Source organism: Arthrobacter sp. SLBN-122, assembly GCF_006715165.1.
Classification (GTDB): Bacteria; Actinomycetota; Actinomycetes; order Actinomycetales; family Micrococcaceae; genus Arthrobacter.
The window spans coordinates 3,614,519-3,633,384 of the sequence record NZ_VFMS01000001.1; the positions used below are offsets into that span (position 1 = coordinate 3,614,519).

Consider the following 18,866-nt stretch of genomic DNA (forward strand, 5'->3'; position numbering starts at 1 on the left):
GCTTCCGGGAATATTCGAATGTGTCTGTTGTTTGAGAACTCAATAGTGTGCCAAGTTTGTTGATACCGATTTTTTATGAATTGGTTGAATTTGCTGTGCCGCCACCCCGTGGTTGGCATGGTTTTTACAGCTGGTTTCAAATTTTGTGCAGCCGTGGTCGCCGTTATTTCCGGTGGTTGTGGTTGTGTCTGTTTTACTTCAACGGAGAGTTTGATCCTGGCTCAGGATGAACGCTGGCGGCGTGCTTAACACATGCAAGTCGAACGATGAAGGGAGCTTGCTCCTGGATTAGTGGCGAACGGGTGAGTAACACGTGAGTAACCTGCCCTTGACTCTGGGATAAGCCTGGGAAACTGGGTCTAATACCGGATATGACTGACTATCGCATGGTGGTTGGTGGAAAGCTTTTGTGGTTTTGGATGGACTCGCGGCCTATCAGCTTGTTGGTGGGGTAATGGCCTACCAAGGCGACGACGGGTAGCCGGCCTGAGAGGGTGACCGGCCACACTGGGACTGAGACACGGCCCAGACTCCTACGGGAGGCAGCAGTGGGGAATATTGCACAATGGGCGCAAGCCTGATGCAGCGACGCCGCGTGAGGGATGACGGCCTTCGGGTTGTAAACCTCTTTCAGTAGGGAAGAAGCGAAAGTGACGGTACCTGCAGAAGAAGCGCCGGCTAACTACGTGCCAGCAGCCGCGGTAATACGTAGGGCGCAAGCGTTATCCGGAATTATTGGGCGTAAAGAGCTCGTAGGCGGTTTGTCGCGTCTGCCGTGAAAGTCCGGGGCTCAACTCCGGATCTGCGGTGGGTACGGGCAGACTAGAGTGATGTAGGGGAGACTGGAATTCCTGGTGTAGCGGTGAAATGCGCAGATATCAGGAGGAACACCGATGGCGAAGGCAGGTCTCTGGGCATTAACTGACGCTGAGGAGCGAAAGCATGGGGAGCGAACAGGATTAGATACCCTGGTAGTCCATGCCGTAAACGTTGGGCACTAGGTGTGGGGGACATTCCACGTTTTCCGCGCCGTAGCTAACGCATTAAGTGCCCCGCCTGGGGAGTACGGCCGCAAGGCTAAAACTCAAAGGAATTGACGGGGGCCCGCACAAGCGGCGGAGCATGCGGATTAATTCGATGCAACGCGAAGAACCTTACCAAGGCTTGACATGAACCGGTAAGACCTGGAAACAGGTCCCCCGCTTGCGGTCGGTTTACAGGTGGTGCATGGTTGTCGTCAGCTCGTGTCGTGAGATGTTGGGTTAAGTCCCGCAACGAGCGCAACCCTCGTTCTATGTTGCCAGCACGTGATGGTGGGGACTCATAGGAGACTGCCGGGGTCAACTCGGAGGAAGGTGGGGACGACGTCAAATCATCATGCCCCTTATGTCTTGGGCTTCACGCATGCTACAATGGCCGGTACAAAGGGTTGCGATACTGTGAGGTGGAGCTAATCCCAAAAAGCCGGTCTCAGTTCGGATTGGGGTCTGCAACTCGACCCCATGAAGTCGGAGTCGCTAGTAATCGCAGATCAGCAACGCTGCGGTGAATACGTTCCCGGGCCTTGTACACACCGCCCGTCAAGTCACGAAAGTTGGTAACACCCGAAGCCGGTGGCCTAACCCCTTGTGGGAGGGAGCTGTCGAAGGTGGGACTGGCGATTGGGACTAAGTCGTAACAAGGTAGCCGTACCGGAAGGTGCGGCTGGATCACCTCCTTTCTAAGGAGCACCTACAAATCGTTCATGCCGCGTATGTGGTGGTGGGGGTTTGTCAGGAAGCAAAGCCCGTTGCGCAGACGCAAGTTCTGCGGCGGGTGCTCATGGGTGGAATATCAACAAATAGCGGCCGCGTTGTTTTCTTCTTGTCCTAGTACGAGCCAGTGATGGTTCTGGAACGGTGGGGGAGTGATGGCATGGTTTAGTGTTTGGCACACTGTTGGGTCCTGAGGCAACAGGGCCATGGGGGGTTTGTTCTCCTTGTGGGTTTGTTTGTTTCTGGTTTCCCTGCCATGACGCCTCCGCGCATGCTGGCTCCCTTTTGGGGGTTGTGTGTGGGGGTGTGTGGTGTGGGGTTGTTGTTTGAGAACTACATAGTGGACGCGAGCATCTTGTATAAGAAGCAATTTCCAAGATAATGAACCTGGATCTGGCTGTGTTGTTGATGCCCTTTTGGGGTGTTGGGAGCGTGGTTGGTTTTCATGGTTCTCTCGAGTGTTTTTTGTTTTTGATCTTTGTGGTCAAGTTTTTAAGAGCACACGGTGGATGCCTTGGCATTAGGAGCCGAAGAAGGACGTAGGAATCTGCGATAAGCCTGGGGGAGTCGATAACCGGACTGTGATCCCAGGGTGTCCGAATGGGGAAACCCCGCCAAGCGCGCGAGTGACTTGGTGACCCGTACCTGAACACATAGGGTGCGTGGGGGGAACGCGGGGAAGTGAAACATCTCAGTACCCGCAGGAAGAGAAAACAATAGTGATTCCGTTAGTAGTGGCGAGCGAACGCGGATCAGGCTAAACCGTTCCATGTGTGATAGCCGGCGGGCGTTGCATGGTCGGGGTTGTGGGACTTTCCGTACCAGTTCTGCCGGGCTGGTGGGGTGTGATGTGCGCGCATAGGTGAACGGTTTTGAAAGGCCGGCCAGAGAGGGTGTTAGTCCCGTAACCGTAATGTGTTTGTACCGCCTGTGAGAGTATCCCAAGTAGTACGGGGCCCGAGAAATCCCGTGCGAATCTGTCAGGACCACCTGATAAGCCTAAATACTCCCTAATGACCGATAGCGGACCAGTACCGTGAGGGAAAGGTGAAAAGTACCCCGGGAGGGGAGTGAAACAGTACCTGAAACCGTGTGCTTACAATCCGTCGGAGCCAGTCTGATTCTGGTGACGGCGTGCCTTTTGAAGAATGAGCCTGCGAGTTAGTGTTACGTCGCGAGGTTAACCCGTGTGGGGCAGCCGTAGCGAAAGCGAGTCTGAATAGGGCGTTGCAGTGGCGTGATCTAGACCCGAAGCGAAGTGATCTACCCATGGCCAGGTTGAAGCGACGGTAAGACGTCGTGGAGGACCGAACCCACTTCAGTTGAAAATGGAGGGGATGAGCTGTGGGTAGGGGTGAAAGGCCAATCAAACTTCGTGATAGCTGGTTCTCCCCGAAATGCATTTAGGTGCAGCGTTGCGTGTTTCTTGCTGGAGGTAGAGCTACTGGATGGCTAATGGGCCCTACAAGGTTACTGACGTCAGCCAAACTCCGAATGCCGGTAAGTGAGAGCGCAGCAGTGAGACTGTGGGGGATAAGCTTCATAGTCGAGAGGGAAACAGCCCAGACCACCAACTAAGGCCCCTAAGCGTGTGCTAAGTGGGAAAGGATGTGGAGTTGCCCAGACAACCAGGAGGTTGGCTTAGAAGCAGCCACCCTTAAAAGAGTGCGTAATAGCTCACTGGTCAAGTGATTCCGCGCCGACAATGTAGCGGGGCTCAAGTACACCGCCGAAGTTGTGGATTTCGGATTATAGCTAAGCTGCTTCCTTGTGGAGTTAGTTCAGGCGTCCGGAGTGGTAGGGGAGCGTCGTGTGGGCGGTGAAGTCGCGGTGTAAACCAGCGGTGGAGCCTACACGAGTGAGAATGCAGGCATGAGTAGCGAAAGACGGGTGAGAAACCCGTCCGCCGAATGATCAAGGGTTCCAGGGTCAAGCTAATCTGCCCTGGGTAAGTCGGGACCTAAGGCGAGGCCGACAGGCGTAGTCGATGGACAACGGGTTGATATTCCCGTACCGGCGAAAAACCGCCCATGCTGAGCGGGGGATACTAACTGCCCGAGACCTGCCCGATCACCCTTGTGGTGTGAGGGTTTTGGTGGAGCGCAGGACCTGATCCCGGGAGGCAAGCGTATTAACAGGTGTGACGCAGGAAGGTAGCCGAGCCGGGCGATGGTTGTCCCGGTCTAAGGATGTAGGGCGAGTGGTAGGCAAATCCGCCACTCACGAAGCCTGAGATCTGATGGGACCCCCGTTTGGGGGGATTTGGTGATCCTATGCTGCCGAGAAAAGCATCGACGCGAGGTTTTAGCCGCCCGTACCCCAAACCGACACAGGTGATCAGGTAGAGAATACCAAGGCGATCGAGAGAATTATGGTTAAGGAACTCGGCAAAATGCCCCCGTAACTTCGGGAGAAGGGGGGCCCCAACCTTGAACGGTACTAGCGACCGGGAGGGGATCGGGGCCGCAGAGACCAGGGGGAAGCGACTGTTTACTAAAAACACAGGTCCGTGCGAAGTCGCAAGACGATGTATACGGACTGACTCCTGCCCGGTGCTGGAAGGTTAAGAGGACCGGTTAGCCGCAAGGCGAAGCTGAGAATTTAAGCCCCAGTAAACGGCGGTGGTAACTATAACCATCCTAAGGTAGCGAAATTCCTTGTCGGGTAAGTTCCGACCTGCACGAATGGAGTAACGACTTCCCCGCTGTCTCAACCATAAACTCGGCGAAATTGCAGTACGAGTAAAGATGCTCGTTACGCGCAGCAGGACGGAAAGACCCCGAGACCTTTACTATAGTTTGGTATTGGTGTTCGGAGTGGCTTGTGTAGGATAGGTGGGAGACGTTGAAGCCCGGACGCCAGTTCGGGTGGAGTCATCGTTGAAATACCACTCTGGTCACTTTGGACATCTAACTTCGGCCCGTAATCCGGGTCAGGGACAGTGCCTGATGGGTAGTTTAACTGGGGCGGTTGCCTCCTAAAAAGTAACGGAGGCGCCCAAAGGTTCCCTCAGCCTGGTTGGCAATCAGGTGTCGAGTGTAAGTGCACAAGGGAGCTTGACTGTGAGAGAGACATCTCGAGCAGGGACGAAAGTCGGGACTAGTGATCCGGCGGTACATTGTGGAATGGCCGTCGCTCAACGGATAAAAGGTACCTCGGGGATAACAGGCTGATCTTGCCCAAGAGTCCATATCGACGGCATGGTTTGGCACCTCGATGTCGGCTCGTCGCATCCTGGGGCTGGAGTAGGTCCCAAGGGTTGGGCTGTTCGCCCATTAAAGCGGTACGCGAGCTGGGTTTAGAACGTCGTGAGACAGTTCGGTCCCTATCCGCTGCGCGCGCAGGAAATTTGAGAAGGGCTGTCCTTAGTACGAGAGGACCGGGACGGACGAACCTCTGGTGTGTCAGTTGTACTGCCAAGTGCACCGCTGATTAGCTACGTTCGGATGGGATAACCGCTGAAAGCATCTAAGCGGGAAGCTCGCTTCAAGATGAGATTTCCATACACCCTCGGGTGTGAGAGGCCCCCAGCCAGACCACTGGGTTGATAGGCCGGATGTGGAAGCGAGGACTAACGACTCGTGAAGCTGACCGGTACTAATAGGCCAACAACTTACACCACACAGATATATACAAACTCTGCTTGCGTCCACTATGTGGTTCCCAACCAACAACCCCCAACACCAGGGGAATGGTTGCACGGAACCAACACAACTGAATAACAACACCACAATGTTGTAACCACACAAGTCTTCCCACACCACCCCCCACGGGTTGGTGACGGGTACAAGGGTTACGGCGGTCATAGCGTGGGGGAAACGCCCGGTCCCATTCCGAACCCGGAAGCTAAGACCCACAGCGCCGATGGTACTGCACCCGGGAGGGTGTGGGAGAGTAGGTCACCGCCGGACACACATTGAGTAGGACCCTGACAAAGGAATGTCAGGGTCCTACTGCTTTAACCCGACCTCCACCCAACAAACCCCCACACCGGCGCCCGGGCAAACCCGCAGGAACTGATGGGGCGTTACAGGAAACCTGCCAAAAGTGAGCGGGCATCGTGGGGATCCCCGGGAACTGGCGGGGCGTTACAGGAAAACCTGTCAAAGGTGAGCGGGCGTTGCTGTGAAGATGGCCACGATACCGCCACCAGGGCTCCCACTGTCCCGCGGGATTTTGTGGCTCCACTAGAATTGATGAAGATGTACGGACTTCGAAGCGCTTGATTTCGGGTTGCGTAGGAAACGAAACGAGCGGCTGCAGTTGCGCCAGTGGTCGGCTCACAACAGGAGGAATCCATATGGCCGAGCACAACGGGGGCAACCGCGGCAACGACCGTGGCGCGTTCCGCGGCAACAACAACTCCGGTGGGGATCCCCGCGGATTCCGGTCCCGGTCCGACCGCGACGGCGACAACTCCTCCCGTGGTGGTGCTGCCGGCGGTGAGCGGAAGGCGTTCGGTGATCGTGACCGTAAGCCTTCTGGTGATCGTCCGCGCCGTGATGGCGAGGGTGACCGCCGCGGTTTTGGTGGCGGAGCCGGCGGCGATCGTGACCGTAAGCCTTTCGGTGATCGTGACCGTAAGCCTTTTGGTGACCGTCCGCGCCGTGATGGTGAGGGTGACCGCCGTGGTTTTGGTGGCGGTGATCGTGACCGTAAGCCTTTTGGTGACCGTCCGCGCCGTGATGGTGAGGGTGACCGCGGTGGTTTTGGTGGCGGAGCCGGTGGCGGTGAGCGGAAGCCGTTTGGTGATCGTCCGCGCCGTGATGGTGAAGGTGACCGCCGTGGCTTTGGCGGCGGCGATCGTGACCGTGACCGGAAGCCGTTCGGTGATCGTCCGCGCCGTGATGGTGAGGGTGACCGCCGTGCCTTTGGCGGCGGCGATCGTGACCGTGACCGTAAGCCGTTTGGTGATCGTCCGCGCCGTGATGGCGAAGGCGACCGCCGCGGTTTCGGCGGCGATCGTGACCGTGACCGTAAGCCGTTTGGTGATCGTCCGCGCCGTGATGGCGAAGGCGACCGCCGCGGTTTCGGCGGCGAGAACCGCAAGCCGTTCGGTGACCGGCAGGACCGGGCGCCGCGCAGCTTTGACCGCGGTGACGCACGTGGCGAATCCGGCCGTGGCGAATCCGGCCGCGGCGGATCCGGCCCCCGTGGCTTTGGCCGCGACCGCCAGGAGGAGCGCCCTGCCCGCGTGCCCAACGCCGCCGACCTTCGCAGCGCCAACCGTCCGGACCGGGAGCGCTCACCCGAGATCGATGAGGACGTCACCGGCAAGGAGCTGGACCGTGCCACACACCACCAGATCAAGACACTCGAGCCCAAGAGCGCAGAGTGGGTGGCCCGCCACCTGGTGATGGCTGGCAGGCTGCTTGATGACGAGCCCGAGCTTGCCTTCCAGCACGCTCTCGCTGCCAGCCGCCGCGGTGGAAGACTCGCTGCCGTCCGTGAAGCCGTTGGCCTGACTGCCTATGCTGCCGGCCACTACGGCGAGGCGCTCCGTGAGTTCCGCACCTTCCGCCGGATCAGCGGTTCCAACGTGCACCTGCCCGTGATGGCCGACTGCGAACGCGGCCTGGGGCGCCCCGACCGTGCCCTCGATGTTGCCCGTTCGGAGGAAGCCCAGGACCTTGACGCTCCCGGCAAGGTGGAACTGGCCATCGTGGCGGCCGGTGCCCGGACCGATCTGGGACAGCTGGATGCGGCAGTGGCCGAACTCGAAATCCCGCAGCTGGACATCAACCGCGCCTTCTCCTACAGCCCCCGCCTCTTCCGCGCCTACGCCGATGCACTGGCAGCGGTAGGACGCCAGGAAGAAGCGGAGAAGTGGAGCCGCCAGGCCGTCGTGGCAGAAAACGCCCTGGGCCAGGGCGTGGACCAGGAACCCGAAATCATCGACCTCGGCTGGGACGAGGAAGAAGAAGCACGGGAAGAGGCTGAACGGCGCCGGCTGCTGGAGCGTGCCTCCACAGCTGCCGGGACAGAAGCCCCCGCCGAAGCCACCGCAGCAGCTGAACCGGAAAACACCCGCGCCGCCGAAGCGGAGGCAGCCCAGGACAGCAACCTCGACGACCAGGACGCCGACTACTTCGTCTCCGACGATGCCGAATCGGACCAGGACTCGGTGGAACACGACGAGCTCGAAATCGCAGCCGCTGAGGACGCCAACGCGGAGGACGCCAGTGACGCGCACCATGATGAAGAGCGCCGGGAAGACTGAAAAGTCATGAGTGATGTCTCGCTGGTCGCGCGCTTCGATGCGCTCCTCGCCGACCTGGACGGAGTGGTCTACGCCGGGCCCCACGCCATTCCCGGAGCCGTGGATTCACTGCGGCAGCTCTCCGGTTTGGGAATCGGCCTCGGCTACGTGACCAATAACGCCTCCCGCTCCCCGGGAGAGGTTGCAGCCCATCTCCGCGAGCTGGGTGCTCCTGCCGAGGACGACCAGGTGGTCAGCTCATCCCAGGCAGCCGCCGAGCTGCTCGCCTCGCTGCTGGCACCAGGGTCAAGGATCCTCATCACGGGCAGCCCTGCGCTGGCCCGGGAAATCGAGCTCGTGGGCCTGGTGCCCGTGGGCAGCCAGGCGGAGGACCCAGTGGCGGTGGTCCAGGGGTTCAGCCCCGCCATTGGCTGGAAGGACCTGGCGGAAGCCACCTACGTGGTGTCCGCCGGAGCGTTGTGGGTGGCCACCAACACGGACATGTCCATTCCCCAGGCGCGGGGCATCGCTCCGGGTAACGGCACCCTGGTTGCCGCCGTCGCTGCTGCCACCGGCCAACAGCCCAGGGTCGCCGGAAAGCCCGAGGCGCCGCTGTTCCACTCGGCCGCCAAGCGCCTCGGAGCGGAGCGTCCCCTGGTGGTGGGCGACCGGCTGGACACGGACATCCTGGGCGGCAACAATGCCGGCTTTGCCACCGTGGCTGTCCTGACCGGCGTCGACACACGCGAAACCATCCTCGCCGCAAGGTCGGCGGAACGGCCCGACTACATCATCGAAAACCTGACGGACCTGCACCGCCCATACCCGGAGGTCACGCACGACGACGGCACCTACACGTGCGGCCAGTCAACGGCACGCGTGGCCAACGGAGCGGTGGGCATCATTGGCAGCAAGGATCACCTCGACTCCTGGCGTGCCGCATGCGCAGCCTGGTGGGCGGAGACACCCGGCGCCGCAGCCCCGCAGGCACCCAAGCTGGTGTGGCTGGATCACTAGACTGGTTCAATGACTGAGCTGACCGAACCGGACGATGCCACAGCCCGGCCGGCACCCGAGTGGCCTCAGCCAGGCGGGCAGGACATCACCGATCCGGAGGTGTCGCAGGCCATCGCCGGGCTTTTCGAGCTGCCCGGGCTGCCTGTCGGGGACCACGAGACCGTCTACAACGGGCTTCATGACGAATTGCTGGCCGCCCTCAACAGCGATCCCGCAGAGCCCGGCCCCACCGTGAGTGAAGCCTGATGCCGGTGCGCCTCGACCAGGCACTGGTGGCGCGCGGACTGGCGAGGTCCCGCACCCATGCCGCGTCGCTGATCAGCGAAGGCAAGGTCAGATCCGGCGGCGAGGTCCTCAGCAAAGCGTCGCTTCAAGTGGACGACAGCCGGGACCTCGCCGTCGACCACGATGACCAGGACACCTACGCCAGCCGCGCCGGCCACAAGCTGGCCGGTGCCCTCGACGCCTTCCCTGATGTCTCGGTGGAAGGCAAAAGGTGCCTTGACGCCGGCGCCTCCACCGGGGGCTTCACCGACGTCCTCCTTCGGCGGGGCGCCGCACACGTGGTGGCGGTCGACGTCGGACACGGCCAGTTGGTGCCGCACCTCCGCAGCGATCCGCGCGTGGACGTCCACGAAGGCCTGAACGTCAGGTACATGGCGCCGGCCGACATCGGCGGCCCCGCAGCACTGACGGTCGCGGACCTGTCGTTCATTTCCCTCACCCTGGTGATCCAGCCGCTGGCGGACTGCACGGAGCCCGGTGGAGACCTGGTGCTGATGGTCAAGCCCCAGTTCGAAATCGGCAAGGACCGCCTGGGCCGGACCGGCGTGGTCACGTCGGAGCGCGAGCGGCGGATGGCCGTGGAGAAGGTGGCCAGGGCAGCGCTCGACGCCGGCCTGGACCTGTGCGGCCTGGCGGCCAGTCCACTGCCCGGGCAGGACGGAAACGTCGAATACTTCCTGTGGATAAAACGCAGGATCAGCAAAGACTTGCCTAAGATCGAAGAGCGAGAGGCAGCAGCCGCTGCGTTGCTCGGACAAATCTGGCCGAACCACTAGAGAGCGGAACCTGATGAGCAGGCGTGTACTGGTCCTTGCCCACACCGGCCGCGAGGAGTCGCTGAAGGCCGCCTGGGAAGCCTGCGCGCTGCTGCACGCCTCGGGCATAGTTCCCGTGATGCAGGAGTCCGAGCTGGGGGACATGGAACGGTTCTTCGGGCATCTGGCCCAGCCGGTGGAGGTCCTTCACGACCATGTTCAGCTGCCCGATGTGGAACTCGTCATGGTCCTTGGCGGTGACGGCACCATCCTGCGGGCCGCCGAACTGGTCCGCGAAGTGGATGTGCCGCTGCTGGGCGTCAACCTGGGCCACGTGGGTTTCCTGGCCGAAAGCGAACGAGCAGACCTTGCCCAGACCGTCGAGTGGATTGCCAGCCGCGAGTACACGGTTGAAGAACGCATGACCATCGATGTCCAGGTGTGGGTCCGGGGCCAGAAGATTTGGCACACCTGGGCTTTAAACGAGGCCGCCATCGAGAAGGCCAACCGCGAACGCATGCTCGAGGTCGTGACCGAAGTGGACGAGCGCCCGTTGACGTCCTTCGGTTCCGACGGGATCGTGCTGGCCACCCCCACAGGGTCCACGGCCTACGCGTTCTCCGCGGGCGGACCGGTGGTCTGGCCGGAAGTGGAAGCCCTGGTGATAGTCCCCATCAGCGCCCATGCGCTCTTCGCCAAGCCCCTCGTGGTGTCGCCGCGGTCAAAGCTCGCCGTGGAGGTCCTAAGCCGCACGGACGCCCAGGGCGTGCTGTGGTGCGATGGCCGGCGTTCGGTGGACCTGCCGCCCGGCGCCCGCGTGGAAGTGACCAAGTCCGCCACTCCCGTCCGGCTGGCGCGCACCCACCAGACGCCGTTCTCGGCCCGCCTGGTCCGAAAGTTCGAGCTGCCCATCCACGGCTGGCGGGGCCCGGTGCCCAAGTCTGATGCGGTGCATACCGGCCCCATTCCCATTGTGCGGACCCCGCGGCCCATGCCGCCGCTGCCGGTACCGCATGTGGAGAACCCCGGCAGCGATCCCGATCCGTCGACTGCAAAGTGAATCCATGCTTGAAGAACTGAGAATCCGCGATCTCGGCGTCATCACCGACGCAACGCTTCCGCTCGGCCCGGGACTGAGCGTTGTCACCGGCGAAACCGGCGCGGGCAAGACGATGGTGGTCACCGCCGTCGGGTTGCTCCTGGGCGCCCGTTCGGATGCCGGCGCCGTCCGCAGCGGCGCCAAGAGCGCCACGGCAGAAGCCGTGCTGAAACTCGACGCCGGGCACCCGGCCATCGCCCGTGCCCTTGAGGCCGGTGCCGAGGCGGAGGAGTTCGACGGCGGCGCGGAGCTGATCCTGGCCCGCCGGCTGGGTGCGGACGGACGCAGCCGTGCGTTCCTGGGTGGCCGGGCCGCCCCCGTGGGCGTCCTGGCAGAGATCGGTGAGTCACTGGTGGTGGTGCATGGCCAGTCAGACCAGATCCGGCTCAAAAGCGCCACGGCGCAGCGTGAAGCGCTGGACAAGTTCGCCGGCGACGCCCTGGCCGGCCCGCTGGCCAGCTACCAGGAGCTGTACAACCACTGGAAGTCCAGCCAGGCGGAGCTGGACACCCTTCGCAGCGCAGCACGGGACAGGCTCCGTGAGGCAGAATCCCTTGAGGCGGCCTTGGCCGAGATCGACGAGGTGGATCCGCAGCCGGGGGAGGACGAGCTGCTCAAGGCCGAGGCCGTGAAGCTTGCCAACGTGGAGGAGTTGCGGATCGCCGCCAGCACCGCGCACGAGGCACTCATCGCCGAGGACTTCGGCGAAACCGGGGATGCCACCACGCTGGTGGATTCCGCCAAAAGGACCCTCGAACACGTGGCGGAGCATGATGCGGAGCTCGGTTCCGCAGCGGCCCGGCTGGCCGAGGTGGGTTTCCTGCTCAACGACATCGCCACCGAACTGGCCAGCTACCAGGCCGGCCTGGACACGGAGGGCCCGGAACGGCTCGCCGAAATCGAGGACCGGCGCGCCGCCTTGGCCAAGCTGGTCCGCAAGTACGCCCCCACCATCGACGAAGTGCTGGAGTGGGCGGAAAAGGCGCGGATCCGCTTCGACGAGCTGCAGGACGATTCCTCCCGCATCGAGTCCCTGGACGCTGAAGTGGTCCGTGCCGAAGCAGAACTGAAGAAGCAGTCAGCTGCCGTCAGCAAAATCCGCGCCAAGGCCGCCAAGGACCTGTCCGGCCGGGTCAGCGCTGAACTCAAGGCCCTGGCCATGGCCGACGCCACCCTGGTGATCACCATTGAGCCGGCGGGGCAGCTGGGCCCGCACGGCGCGGACGAGATCAGTTTCCTGCTGCAGCCGCATTCCGGCGCCCCGGCCCGGCCGTTGGGCAAGGGCGCGTCCGGCGGTGAACTGTCCCGCGTCATGCTGGCCATCGAAGTGGTGCTTGCCGCCGTCGACCCCGTCCCCACGTTTGTCTTCGACGAGGTGGACGCGGGCGTTGGCGGCCGGGCCGCCGTCGAGATCGGCCGCCGCCTGGCCATGCTGGCACGCCACGTGCAGGTGCTGGTGGTCACGCACCTTCCGCAGGTGGCGGCGTTCGCGGACCAGCACATCACCGTGACCAAAACCTCAGTCAGGGGAGCCGACGGCGGCACGGCCACCGGGTTCACCTCCAGTGACGTGCGGCTGCTTGACGGCCCGGAGCGGGTGCGTGAGCTCGCCCGCATGCTGGCGGGCCAGGAGGACTCGGAATCGGCCCGGGCGCACGCCCAGGAACTGCTGGACGACGCCAAGCTCCTGCCGCAGCGGGCCTGACGGAACAGCCACGGGAAGGCGCAATTGATGATAGGCTCGAATTCCGTGGTGCAGCGATCAAATTCCCGTGTAAATTCCCGGTTCCCGGGCTCCTCCAAGACGACCAAGCACATCTTCGTCACCGGCGGTGTGGCGTCCTCGCTCGGCAAGGGACTGACGGCGTCCAGCCTTGGTCATCTGCTGCGGGCACGCGGCCTGTCCGTCACGATGCAGAAGCTCGATCCCTACCTGAACGTGGATCCGGGCACAATGAACCCGTTCCAGCACGGCGAGGTCTTCGTCACCGACGATGGCGCCGAGACGGACCTGGACATCGGGCACTACGAGCGCTTCCTTGACGAAAACCTCGAAGGTTCCGCGAACGTGACCACCGGGCAGGTGTACTCCACCGTGATTGCCAAGGAGCGCCGCGGCGAATACCTCGGTGACACCGTCCAAGTCATCCCGCACATCACGGATGAGATCAAGCGCCGTATGCGCCTGCCTGCAGAAGGCAACAACGCCCCGGACGTCATCATCACGGAAATCGGCGGCACCGTCGGGGATATCGAATCCCAGCCGTTCCTGGAATCCGCCCGCCAGGTCCGCCAGGACATCGGCCGGAACAACGTCTTCTTCGCCCATGTCTCCCTGGTGCCCTACATCGGCCCGTCCCAGGAACTGAAGACCAAGCCCACCCAGCACTCCGTGGCCGCGCTTCGCTCCATCGGCATCCAGCCCGAGGCGATCGTGATCCGCTCTGACCGCGAGGTCCCCGAAGCGATGCGCGCAAAGATCGGACGCATGTGCGACGTCGACATCGAAGCCGTTATCGGCTGCCCGGATGCGCCGAGCATCTACGACATCCCCAAGACCCTGCACTCCCAGGGCCTGGACTCCTACATCGTCCGCGCCCTGGACCTGCCGTTCAAGGATGTTGACTGGACCAGCTGGGACAAATTGCTTGAAGCCGTCCACAACCCCAAGCACCACGTCGAGATTGCCCTGGTGGGCAAGTACATCGATCTCCCCGACGCCTACCTGTCGGTCACCGAAGCGCTGCGCGCCGGCGGCTTCGCCAACGACACCAAGGTCAAGATCCGCTGGGTCCCGTCGGACGAATGCGAGACCCGCGAAGGCGCCATCAAGGCGCTGGACGGTGTCGACGCCATCTGCGTGCCCGGCGGCTTCGGCATCCGCGGCCTCGAAGGCAAGCTCGGCGCCCTGAAGTTCGCCCGCGAAACCAAGCTTCCCGTGCTGGGCCTGTGCCTTGGCCTGCAGTGCATGGTCATCGAGTACGCCCGCAACGTGGTGGGCCTGGAGGGCGCCTCTTCCAGCGAGTTCGAGCCGGACTCCAAATACCCGGTAATCGCCACCATGGAGGAGCAGCTGGAGTACGTTGAAGGCCGCGGTGACCTTGGCGGCACCATGCGTTTGGGGCTCTACGAAGCCAAACTGGATGAAGGCTCGGTCATCGCCGGAACGTACGGCAAAACCACCGTCAGCGAACGTCACCGGCACCGGTACGAAGTCAACAACAAGTACCGCCAGCAGATCGCGGACAAGGGCCTGGTATTTTCCGGCACGTCCCCGGACGGCAAGCTGGTGGAATTTGTTGAACTGCCCGCCGATGTCCACCCGTACTACGTTGCAACCCAGGCCCACCCCGAACTGAGCTCGCGGCCCACCCGCCCGCACCCGCTGTTCGCCGGCCTGGTCAAGGCTGCCCTGGACCACCAGGGCGTGAACCGCCATGACGCTGCCGACACGGCTGTGCCCGCGGCCGGGGAGCCTGCAGCATCGGGTACCGTTACCGCTAAGTAGTCAAGAGAACAAAAAGGACGGCGCGATGCCTGGTACACCTGAAGCCACCCCTGCCAAACAGGTTTCGGATGCACCAAGCCCGCGCCGTCTTTTGTCTACGGAGAAGGTCTACCAGGGCCGGATCTGGGACGTTGTCAGCGACACTTTCCAGCTCTCCGATTCCGGCGACGCGCTCACCCGCGATTACATCGAACACCCCGGCGCAGTCGCGGTCCTGCCCATGAACGATGAGGGGCAGGTCCTGCTGTTGAAGCAGTACCGGCATCCGGTGGGCATGGACCTCTGGGAGGTTCCCGCCGGACTGCTGGATGTCGAAGGCGAAGGCTTCGTGGAGGGTGCCGCCCGCGAACTGGCCGAGGAGGCGGACCTTGCCGCCGGAACCTGGAACGTCCTGGCCGATCTCTTCAATTCCCCGGGATCCTCCAGCGAGGCCATCCGCATCTACCTTGCCCGTGACCTCACCGAAGTGCCGCACCATGAGCGCCACGAACGGACGGACGAGGAAGCCGAGATCGAGTTCCACTGGATCTCCCTGGACGATGCCGTTGCGTCCGTCCTGGCCGGGCGCCTGCACAACCCGTCCGCCGTCGTCGGGATCCTTGCCGCCGCTGCCGCCCGCGCCGCCAACTATGAAGGGCTTCGCCCCGCCGACGCCCCCTGGCCCGCGCACCCCAGCCAGCGCTGATGGCAGGTGCTTCGGTAAGCGCAGGTGCTTCGGTAAGCGTGGCCCCTTCGGCTGAAGCGGCATCTGCGGTTGAACCGGTTCCGGGCACGGGAACCGCTGCCGCTGCCGCCGCGCCAGTGCCTCCAGCCATCGACCGTGGAATCACGGACTATCTGCAGCACATGGGGGTGGAACGGGGACTGGCCGCGAACACGCTGGCAGCCTACCGCCGCGACCTTGCCCGGTACGCCCGCTACCTGGCAGCAGCCGGCTGCGCGCGGCCGGAGGACATCACCCGGCACCACGTCACCGGTTATGTCCGTGCCCTTTCGGACGGTTCCGACGGCGGCTCCACCCTGGGGGTCCGGTCTGCGGCCCGGACGGTGGTGGCGGTACGCGGCCTGCACAAGTTCTGGGCCCTTGAGGGCCACACGCCGGCCGATCCAGCCCGCGACGTCCATCCCCCCATGGCCGGCAAGCGGCTGCCCAAGGCCATCACCGTTGACGAGGTGACCCGCATCCTTGAAGCGGCAGGAACCGACACCGCCGCCGGACTGCGGGACCGCGCCCTGCTCGAATTCCTCTATTCCACCGGCGCCAGGATCAGCGAAGCCGTGGGACTGGATGTGGACGACATCTCCCTCGCGGAGCCGGAGTCCGGGCCTGCCATTGTCCGGCTGTTCGGCAAGGGATCGAAGGAACGGCTGGTGCCGCTGGGCTCCTATGGGGCCCGGGCGCTGGACGCTTACCTGGTCCGCGGCCGGCCGCTGCTCGCCGCCAAAGGCAAAGGCACCCCGGCCTTGTTCCTGAATGCCCGCGGCGGCAGGATCAGTCGGCAGAGCGCCTGGACCATCCTGAAGGTGGCGGCGGAGAAGGCCAACATCACCCGGGACGTCTCACCACACACGCTCCGGCACTCCTTCGCCACCCACCTGCTCGAAGGCGGCGCGGATGTCCGGGTGGTCCAGGAACTCCTGGGCCATGCATCCGTGACCACCACCCAGGTGTACACCCTGGTCACGGCCGATACGCTCCGGGAGATCTACGCGGCCGCCCATCCCCGGGCGCTCGGCTGAAGTTTTAGAACAGCGCCTCAATGGTGAGTTCCACGGGGCCCAGCAGGAAAGCCAGCACGGAGGTGCCCATGCCGGCAAGCAGCATCAGTCCCGGATGTGCGAGGCCAAGCACCACCCGGCGCAGCCGTGGCCGGCCGCGGAGGAACGATTTCGGTACCCGCGAGAGCGTGGGTACCTGCCGCCAGCCGCGAAGCCTCCGCAGGAACCACGCGCACCGGGCAACAAACGCCAGCCACAGGACGGCCACCACCAGCGGGACGAGGGCCGCCATCAGGGTGAAGCCCAGGGCGGTGACTTCACGCTCGGAGTCACCCGCCACGGCCTGGATGGTGGTTGAGATGGAGGCACTCAGTACCACCGAGATGGCCCAGACCATGAATGCAGCAACCAGGGCCAGGAAACGCACGAAGAACAGGCCCAAAACCGACTCCCTGGCGGCCTTCACCTGCTGCCGGGGCGTCACGTGGAGCACGGCCAGGGTGCTGAGCAGCGTGGGGAGGGCTGCCGCAGCCACCAGCAGATACCACGTCCACCCTGCCAGGTCCACGAATTCATCGGTGCCAATGAGCGCTGTCCACACACAGGCCCAGGCCCAGCCCCAGTACAAAGGGTTGCGTACCAGCCACTCCGGCAGGCGGGCGTCAATGGTCGAGTTGCGGGCCGGCCGTATCCCGTGGGCTGTTTCGGGAGTCACACGTAGAGCTTGGCATATCCGCCGCCCCATGGCGCGTGCCGCAGGGAACTTCCGGACCCCCTAGGCTTGAATGCATGACTGCAGCCCGGGTTACCCTTTGCTTCCTGCTCCGCGACGGCGCCGGCGGGACCGAAGTACTCCTTGGGCTGAAGCAAACCGGTTTCGGCCGCGGCAAGATCGTGGGCGTCGGCGGCCACGTGGAACCGGGGGAGTCGGACGCCCAGGCCGTCATCCGGGAGGTTCTGGAAGAAACCGGCGTAGTGCTGCAGATGGAGGACCTGGTGGACGCAGGATCGGTCCATTTTGTCTTTCCGGCCCGGCCGGAATGGGATATGCAGACCAGGCTCTTCACCGCCCGGACCTGGCAGGGCGAGCCCGCACCCAGCGAGGAGATCGTGCCTGAATGGTTCCGCGTGGATACGCTGCCGGTGGACCGCATGTGGCAGGACGCGGACCACTGGCTGCCGGTGGTGCTGGAAGGCCGCACGGTCAAGGTGGTGGTCACCATGCACACCGACAACGAGTCGGTCGCCTCCTCCCGGAGCCTGCTGGAGTAAGCGGTTAAACGCCTGACGGCGGCCGGGCACCGGTCGCATTCACGCGAAAGGTGCCCACCCGCCGTCGGACGTTCCTGCTAAAGCTTACGGAAGGTGCCGTTCCTCCGGACCGATGTACTCGCTCAGCGGCCTGATCAGGGAGTTGGCGTCCAGCTGCTCCATGATGTGTGCGGTCCAGCCCGTGATCCGGCTGGCCACGAACAGGGGAGTGAATGTTGGTGTATCAAAACCCATCAGGTGGTAGGTGGGTCCGGCCGGGTAGTCGAGGTTCGGTTTGATGGCTTTCGCCTCATCCATCGCCGACTCCAGGCCGTTGTACAGCCCCAGCAGTTCGGGCCGGCCGTAGTGGGCAATCATCTTGTCCAGCGCGGCCTTCATGGTGGGGACCCTGGAGTCGCCGTGCTTGTAGACGCGGTGTCCGAAGCCCATGACCTTCTTCTTCTGCGCCAGGGCGTCTTCCATCCACGCCTTGGCCCGGGCGGCTGCTTCCTCCAGTGACTCCTCCTGCCGGATGCCAATTTCGTCGAACGTGTGCATGACGGCTTCGTTCGCGCCGCCGTGCAGCGGGCCCTTCAGGGCCCCGATGGCACCGGTCACGGCGGAATGCAGGTCCGAGAGCGTGGAGGTGATGACCCGGGCCGTGAAGGTGGACGCGTTGAAGGAGTGCTCGGCATAAAGGATCATCGAGACGTTGAAAGCCTCCACTACCTCCGGCACCTGTTCCTCGCCAAAGGCCATCCACAGGAAGTTCGCCGAGTAGCCAAGGTCTTCGCGGGGTTCCACCACATCCTGCCCATGGCGGCGGCGCTGGTCGTAGGCCACTACCGCCGGCATGGCGGCGAAGAGGTCAACGGCCTTGGCCATGTTCGCTTCCCGGGAGGAATCCTCCGCCAACGGATGCCGTGCCCCCATGACGGAGGCGGCGGTCCGGCATACGTCCATCGGGTGCGAGGTGGCGGGCAGGGCATCAATCACCTGTTTCACCACCGGATCAAGGGCGCGGCCGGCGCGTTCCCGTGCAGTGAACTCCGCAAGCTGGTCCTTGGTGGGCAGTTCGCCGTTCCACAGCAGGTACGCCACTTCCTCGAAGCTGCACCTGGCGGCCAGCTCCTGGACGGGGTAGCCGCGGTAGAGCAGGGAGTTCGTGTCAGGGTTGACCTTGGAAACGGCGGTGTAGTCCACCACCACGCCGGCAAGGCCCTTTTTGATCTCATTTTCAGCCATGCTGAAACTCCTTTGTTCCTAAAGCCTGTTGGTC

The 18,866-nt window shown here is 63.3% G+C and carries 13 protein-coding genes and 3 rRNA genes; 14 read left to right on the top strand and 2 right to left on the bottom strand.

Annotation, left to right across the window (positions count from 1 at the left end):
* Window positions 1–198 precede the first annotated feature (198 nt).
* The 13 genes from FBY36_RS16650 (at window position 199) to xerD (ending at window position 16,357) form a co-directional block, all read left to right on the top strand.
* A 16S ribosomal RNA gene (locus tag FBY36_RS16650) occupies window positions 199–1,720 on the top strand.
* 516 nt (window positions 1,721–2,236) lie between these two features.
* Window positions 2,237–5,376: ribosomal RNA gene (locus FBY36_RS16655) — 23S ribosomal RNA — on the top strand.
* A 172-nt stretch (window positions 5,377–5,548) separates the two neighbouring features.
* Window positions 5,549–5,665 (top strand): 5S ribosomal RNA (gene rrf, locus FBY36_RS16660).
* The 16S, 23S and 5S rRNA genes sit together here, the layout of an rRNA operon.
* A 513-nt stretch (window positions 5,666–6,178) precedes the next feature.
* Entirely contained in the window at window positions 6,179–7,111 is a 933-nt protein-coding gene (locus FBY36_RS20915) for a hypothetical protein (RefSeq protein ID WP_235008876.1), read from the top strand.
* Window positions 7,111–7,974 (top strand): hypothetical protein, encoded by an 864-nt coding sequence (locus FBY36_RS20920; protein WP_235008962.1) that lies wholly within the window; start codon window positions 7,111–7,113, stop codon window positions 7,972–7,974. The genes FBY36_RS20915 and FBY36_RS20920 overlap by 1 nt, the downstream gene beginning before the upstream one ends.
* Window positions 7,975–7,980: 6 nt before the next feature.
* Entirely contained in the window at window positions 7,981–8,970 is a 990-nt protein-coding gene (locus tag FBY36_RS16670; protein ID WP_142121192.1) for an HAD-IIA family hydrolase, read from the top strand.
* A 9-nt stretch (window positions 8,971–8,979) separates the two neighbouring features.
* Window positions 8,980–9,216: a hypothetical protein gene (locus FBY36_RS16675; RefSeq protein WP_142121195.1), complete on the top strand. Its 237-nt coding sequence runs from the start codon at window positions 8,980–8,982 to the stop codon at window positions 9,214–9,216.
* Window positions 9,216–10,031: a TlyA family RNA methyltransferase gene (locus FBY36_RS16680; protein ID WP_142121198.1), complete on the top strand. Its 816-nt coding sequence runs from the start codon at window positions 9,216–9,218 to the stop codon at window positions 10,029–10,031. Before FBY36_RS16675 ends, FBY36_RS16680 begins: the two co-directional genes overlap by 1 nt.
* 13 nt (window positions 10,032–10,044) lie before the next feature.
* Window positions 10,045–11,070 (top strand): NAD kinase, encoded by a 1,026-nt coding sequence (locus FBY36_RS16685; protein ID WP_142121201.1) that lies wholly within the window; start codon window positions 10,045–10,047, stop codon window positions 11,068–11,070.
* Between the two features lie 4 nt (window positions 11,071–11,074).
* A complete protein-coding gene (recN, locus tag FBY36_RS16690) occupies window positions 11,075–12,814 on the top strand; it encodes a DNA repair protein RecN (RefSeq protein ID WP_142121204.1) in 1,740 nt (579 codons plus the stop codon).
* Window positions 12,815–12,841: 27 nt separating this feature from the next.
* Window positions 12,842–14,617 carry a CTP synthase gene (locus tag FBY36_RS16695; RefSeq protein WP_142121206.1) on the top strand — a complete coding sequence of 592 codons (1,776 nt, stop codon included), beginning with the start codon at window positions 12,842–12,844 and terminating at the stop codon, window positions 14,615–14,617.
* 25 nt (window positions 14,618–14,642) lie between these two features.
* Window positions 14,643–15,302: an NUDIX domain-containing protein gene (locus FBY36_RS16700; RefSeq protein WP_142121208.1), complete on the top strand. Its 660-nt coding sequence runs from the start codon at window positions 14,643–14,645 to the stop codon at window positions 15,300–15,302.
* Entirely contained in the window at window positions 15,302–16,357 is a 1,056-nt protein-coding gene (gene xerD, locus FBY36_RS16705) for a site-specific tyrosine recombinase XerD (RefSeq protein WP_442858250.1), read from the top strand. Before FBY36_RS16700 ends, xerD begins: the two co-directional genes overlap by 1 nt.
* Before the next feature lie 4 nt (window positions 16,358–16,361).
* Here xerD and FBY36_RS16710 read toward each other — a convergent pair whose 3' ends face one another.
* Window positions 16,362–17,051 carry a hypothetical protein gene (locus FBY36_RS16710; protein WP_235008877.1) on the bottom strand — a complete coding sequence of 230 codons (690 nt, stop codon included), beginning with the start codon at window positions 17,049–17,051 and terminating at the stop codon, window positions 16,362–16,364.
* A 74-nt stretch (window positions 17,052–17,125) separates the two neighbouring features.
* Between FBY36_RS16710 and FBY36_RS16715 the strand changes: the two genes are divergently transcribed.
* Entirely contained in the window at window positions 17,126–17,608 is a 483-nt protein-coding gene (locus FBY36_RS16715; RefSeq protein ID WP_142121210.1) for an 8-oxo-dGTP diphosphatase, read from the top strand.
* An 84-nt stretch (window positions 17,609–17,692) separates the two neighbouring features.
* Here FBY36_RS16715 and FBY36_RS16720 read toward each other — a convergent pair whose 3' ends face one another.
* Complete coding sequence (locus FBY36_RS16720) at window positions 17,693–18,832, bottom strand: bifunctional 2-methylcitrate synthase/citrate synthase (protein WP_142121212.1); 1,140 nt, start codon at window positions 18,830–18,832, stop codon at window positions 17,693–17,695.
* Between the last annotated feature and the right edge of the window lie 34 nt (window positions 18,833–18,866).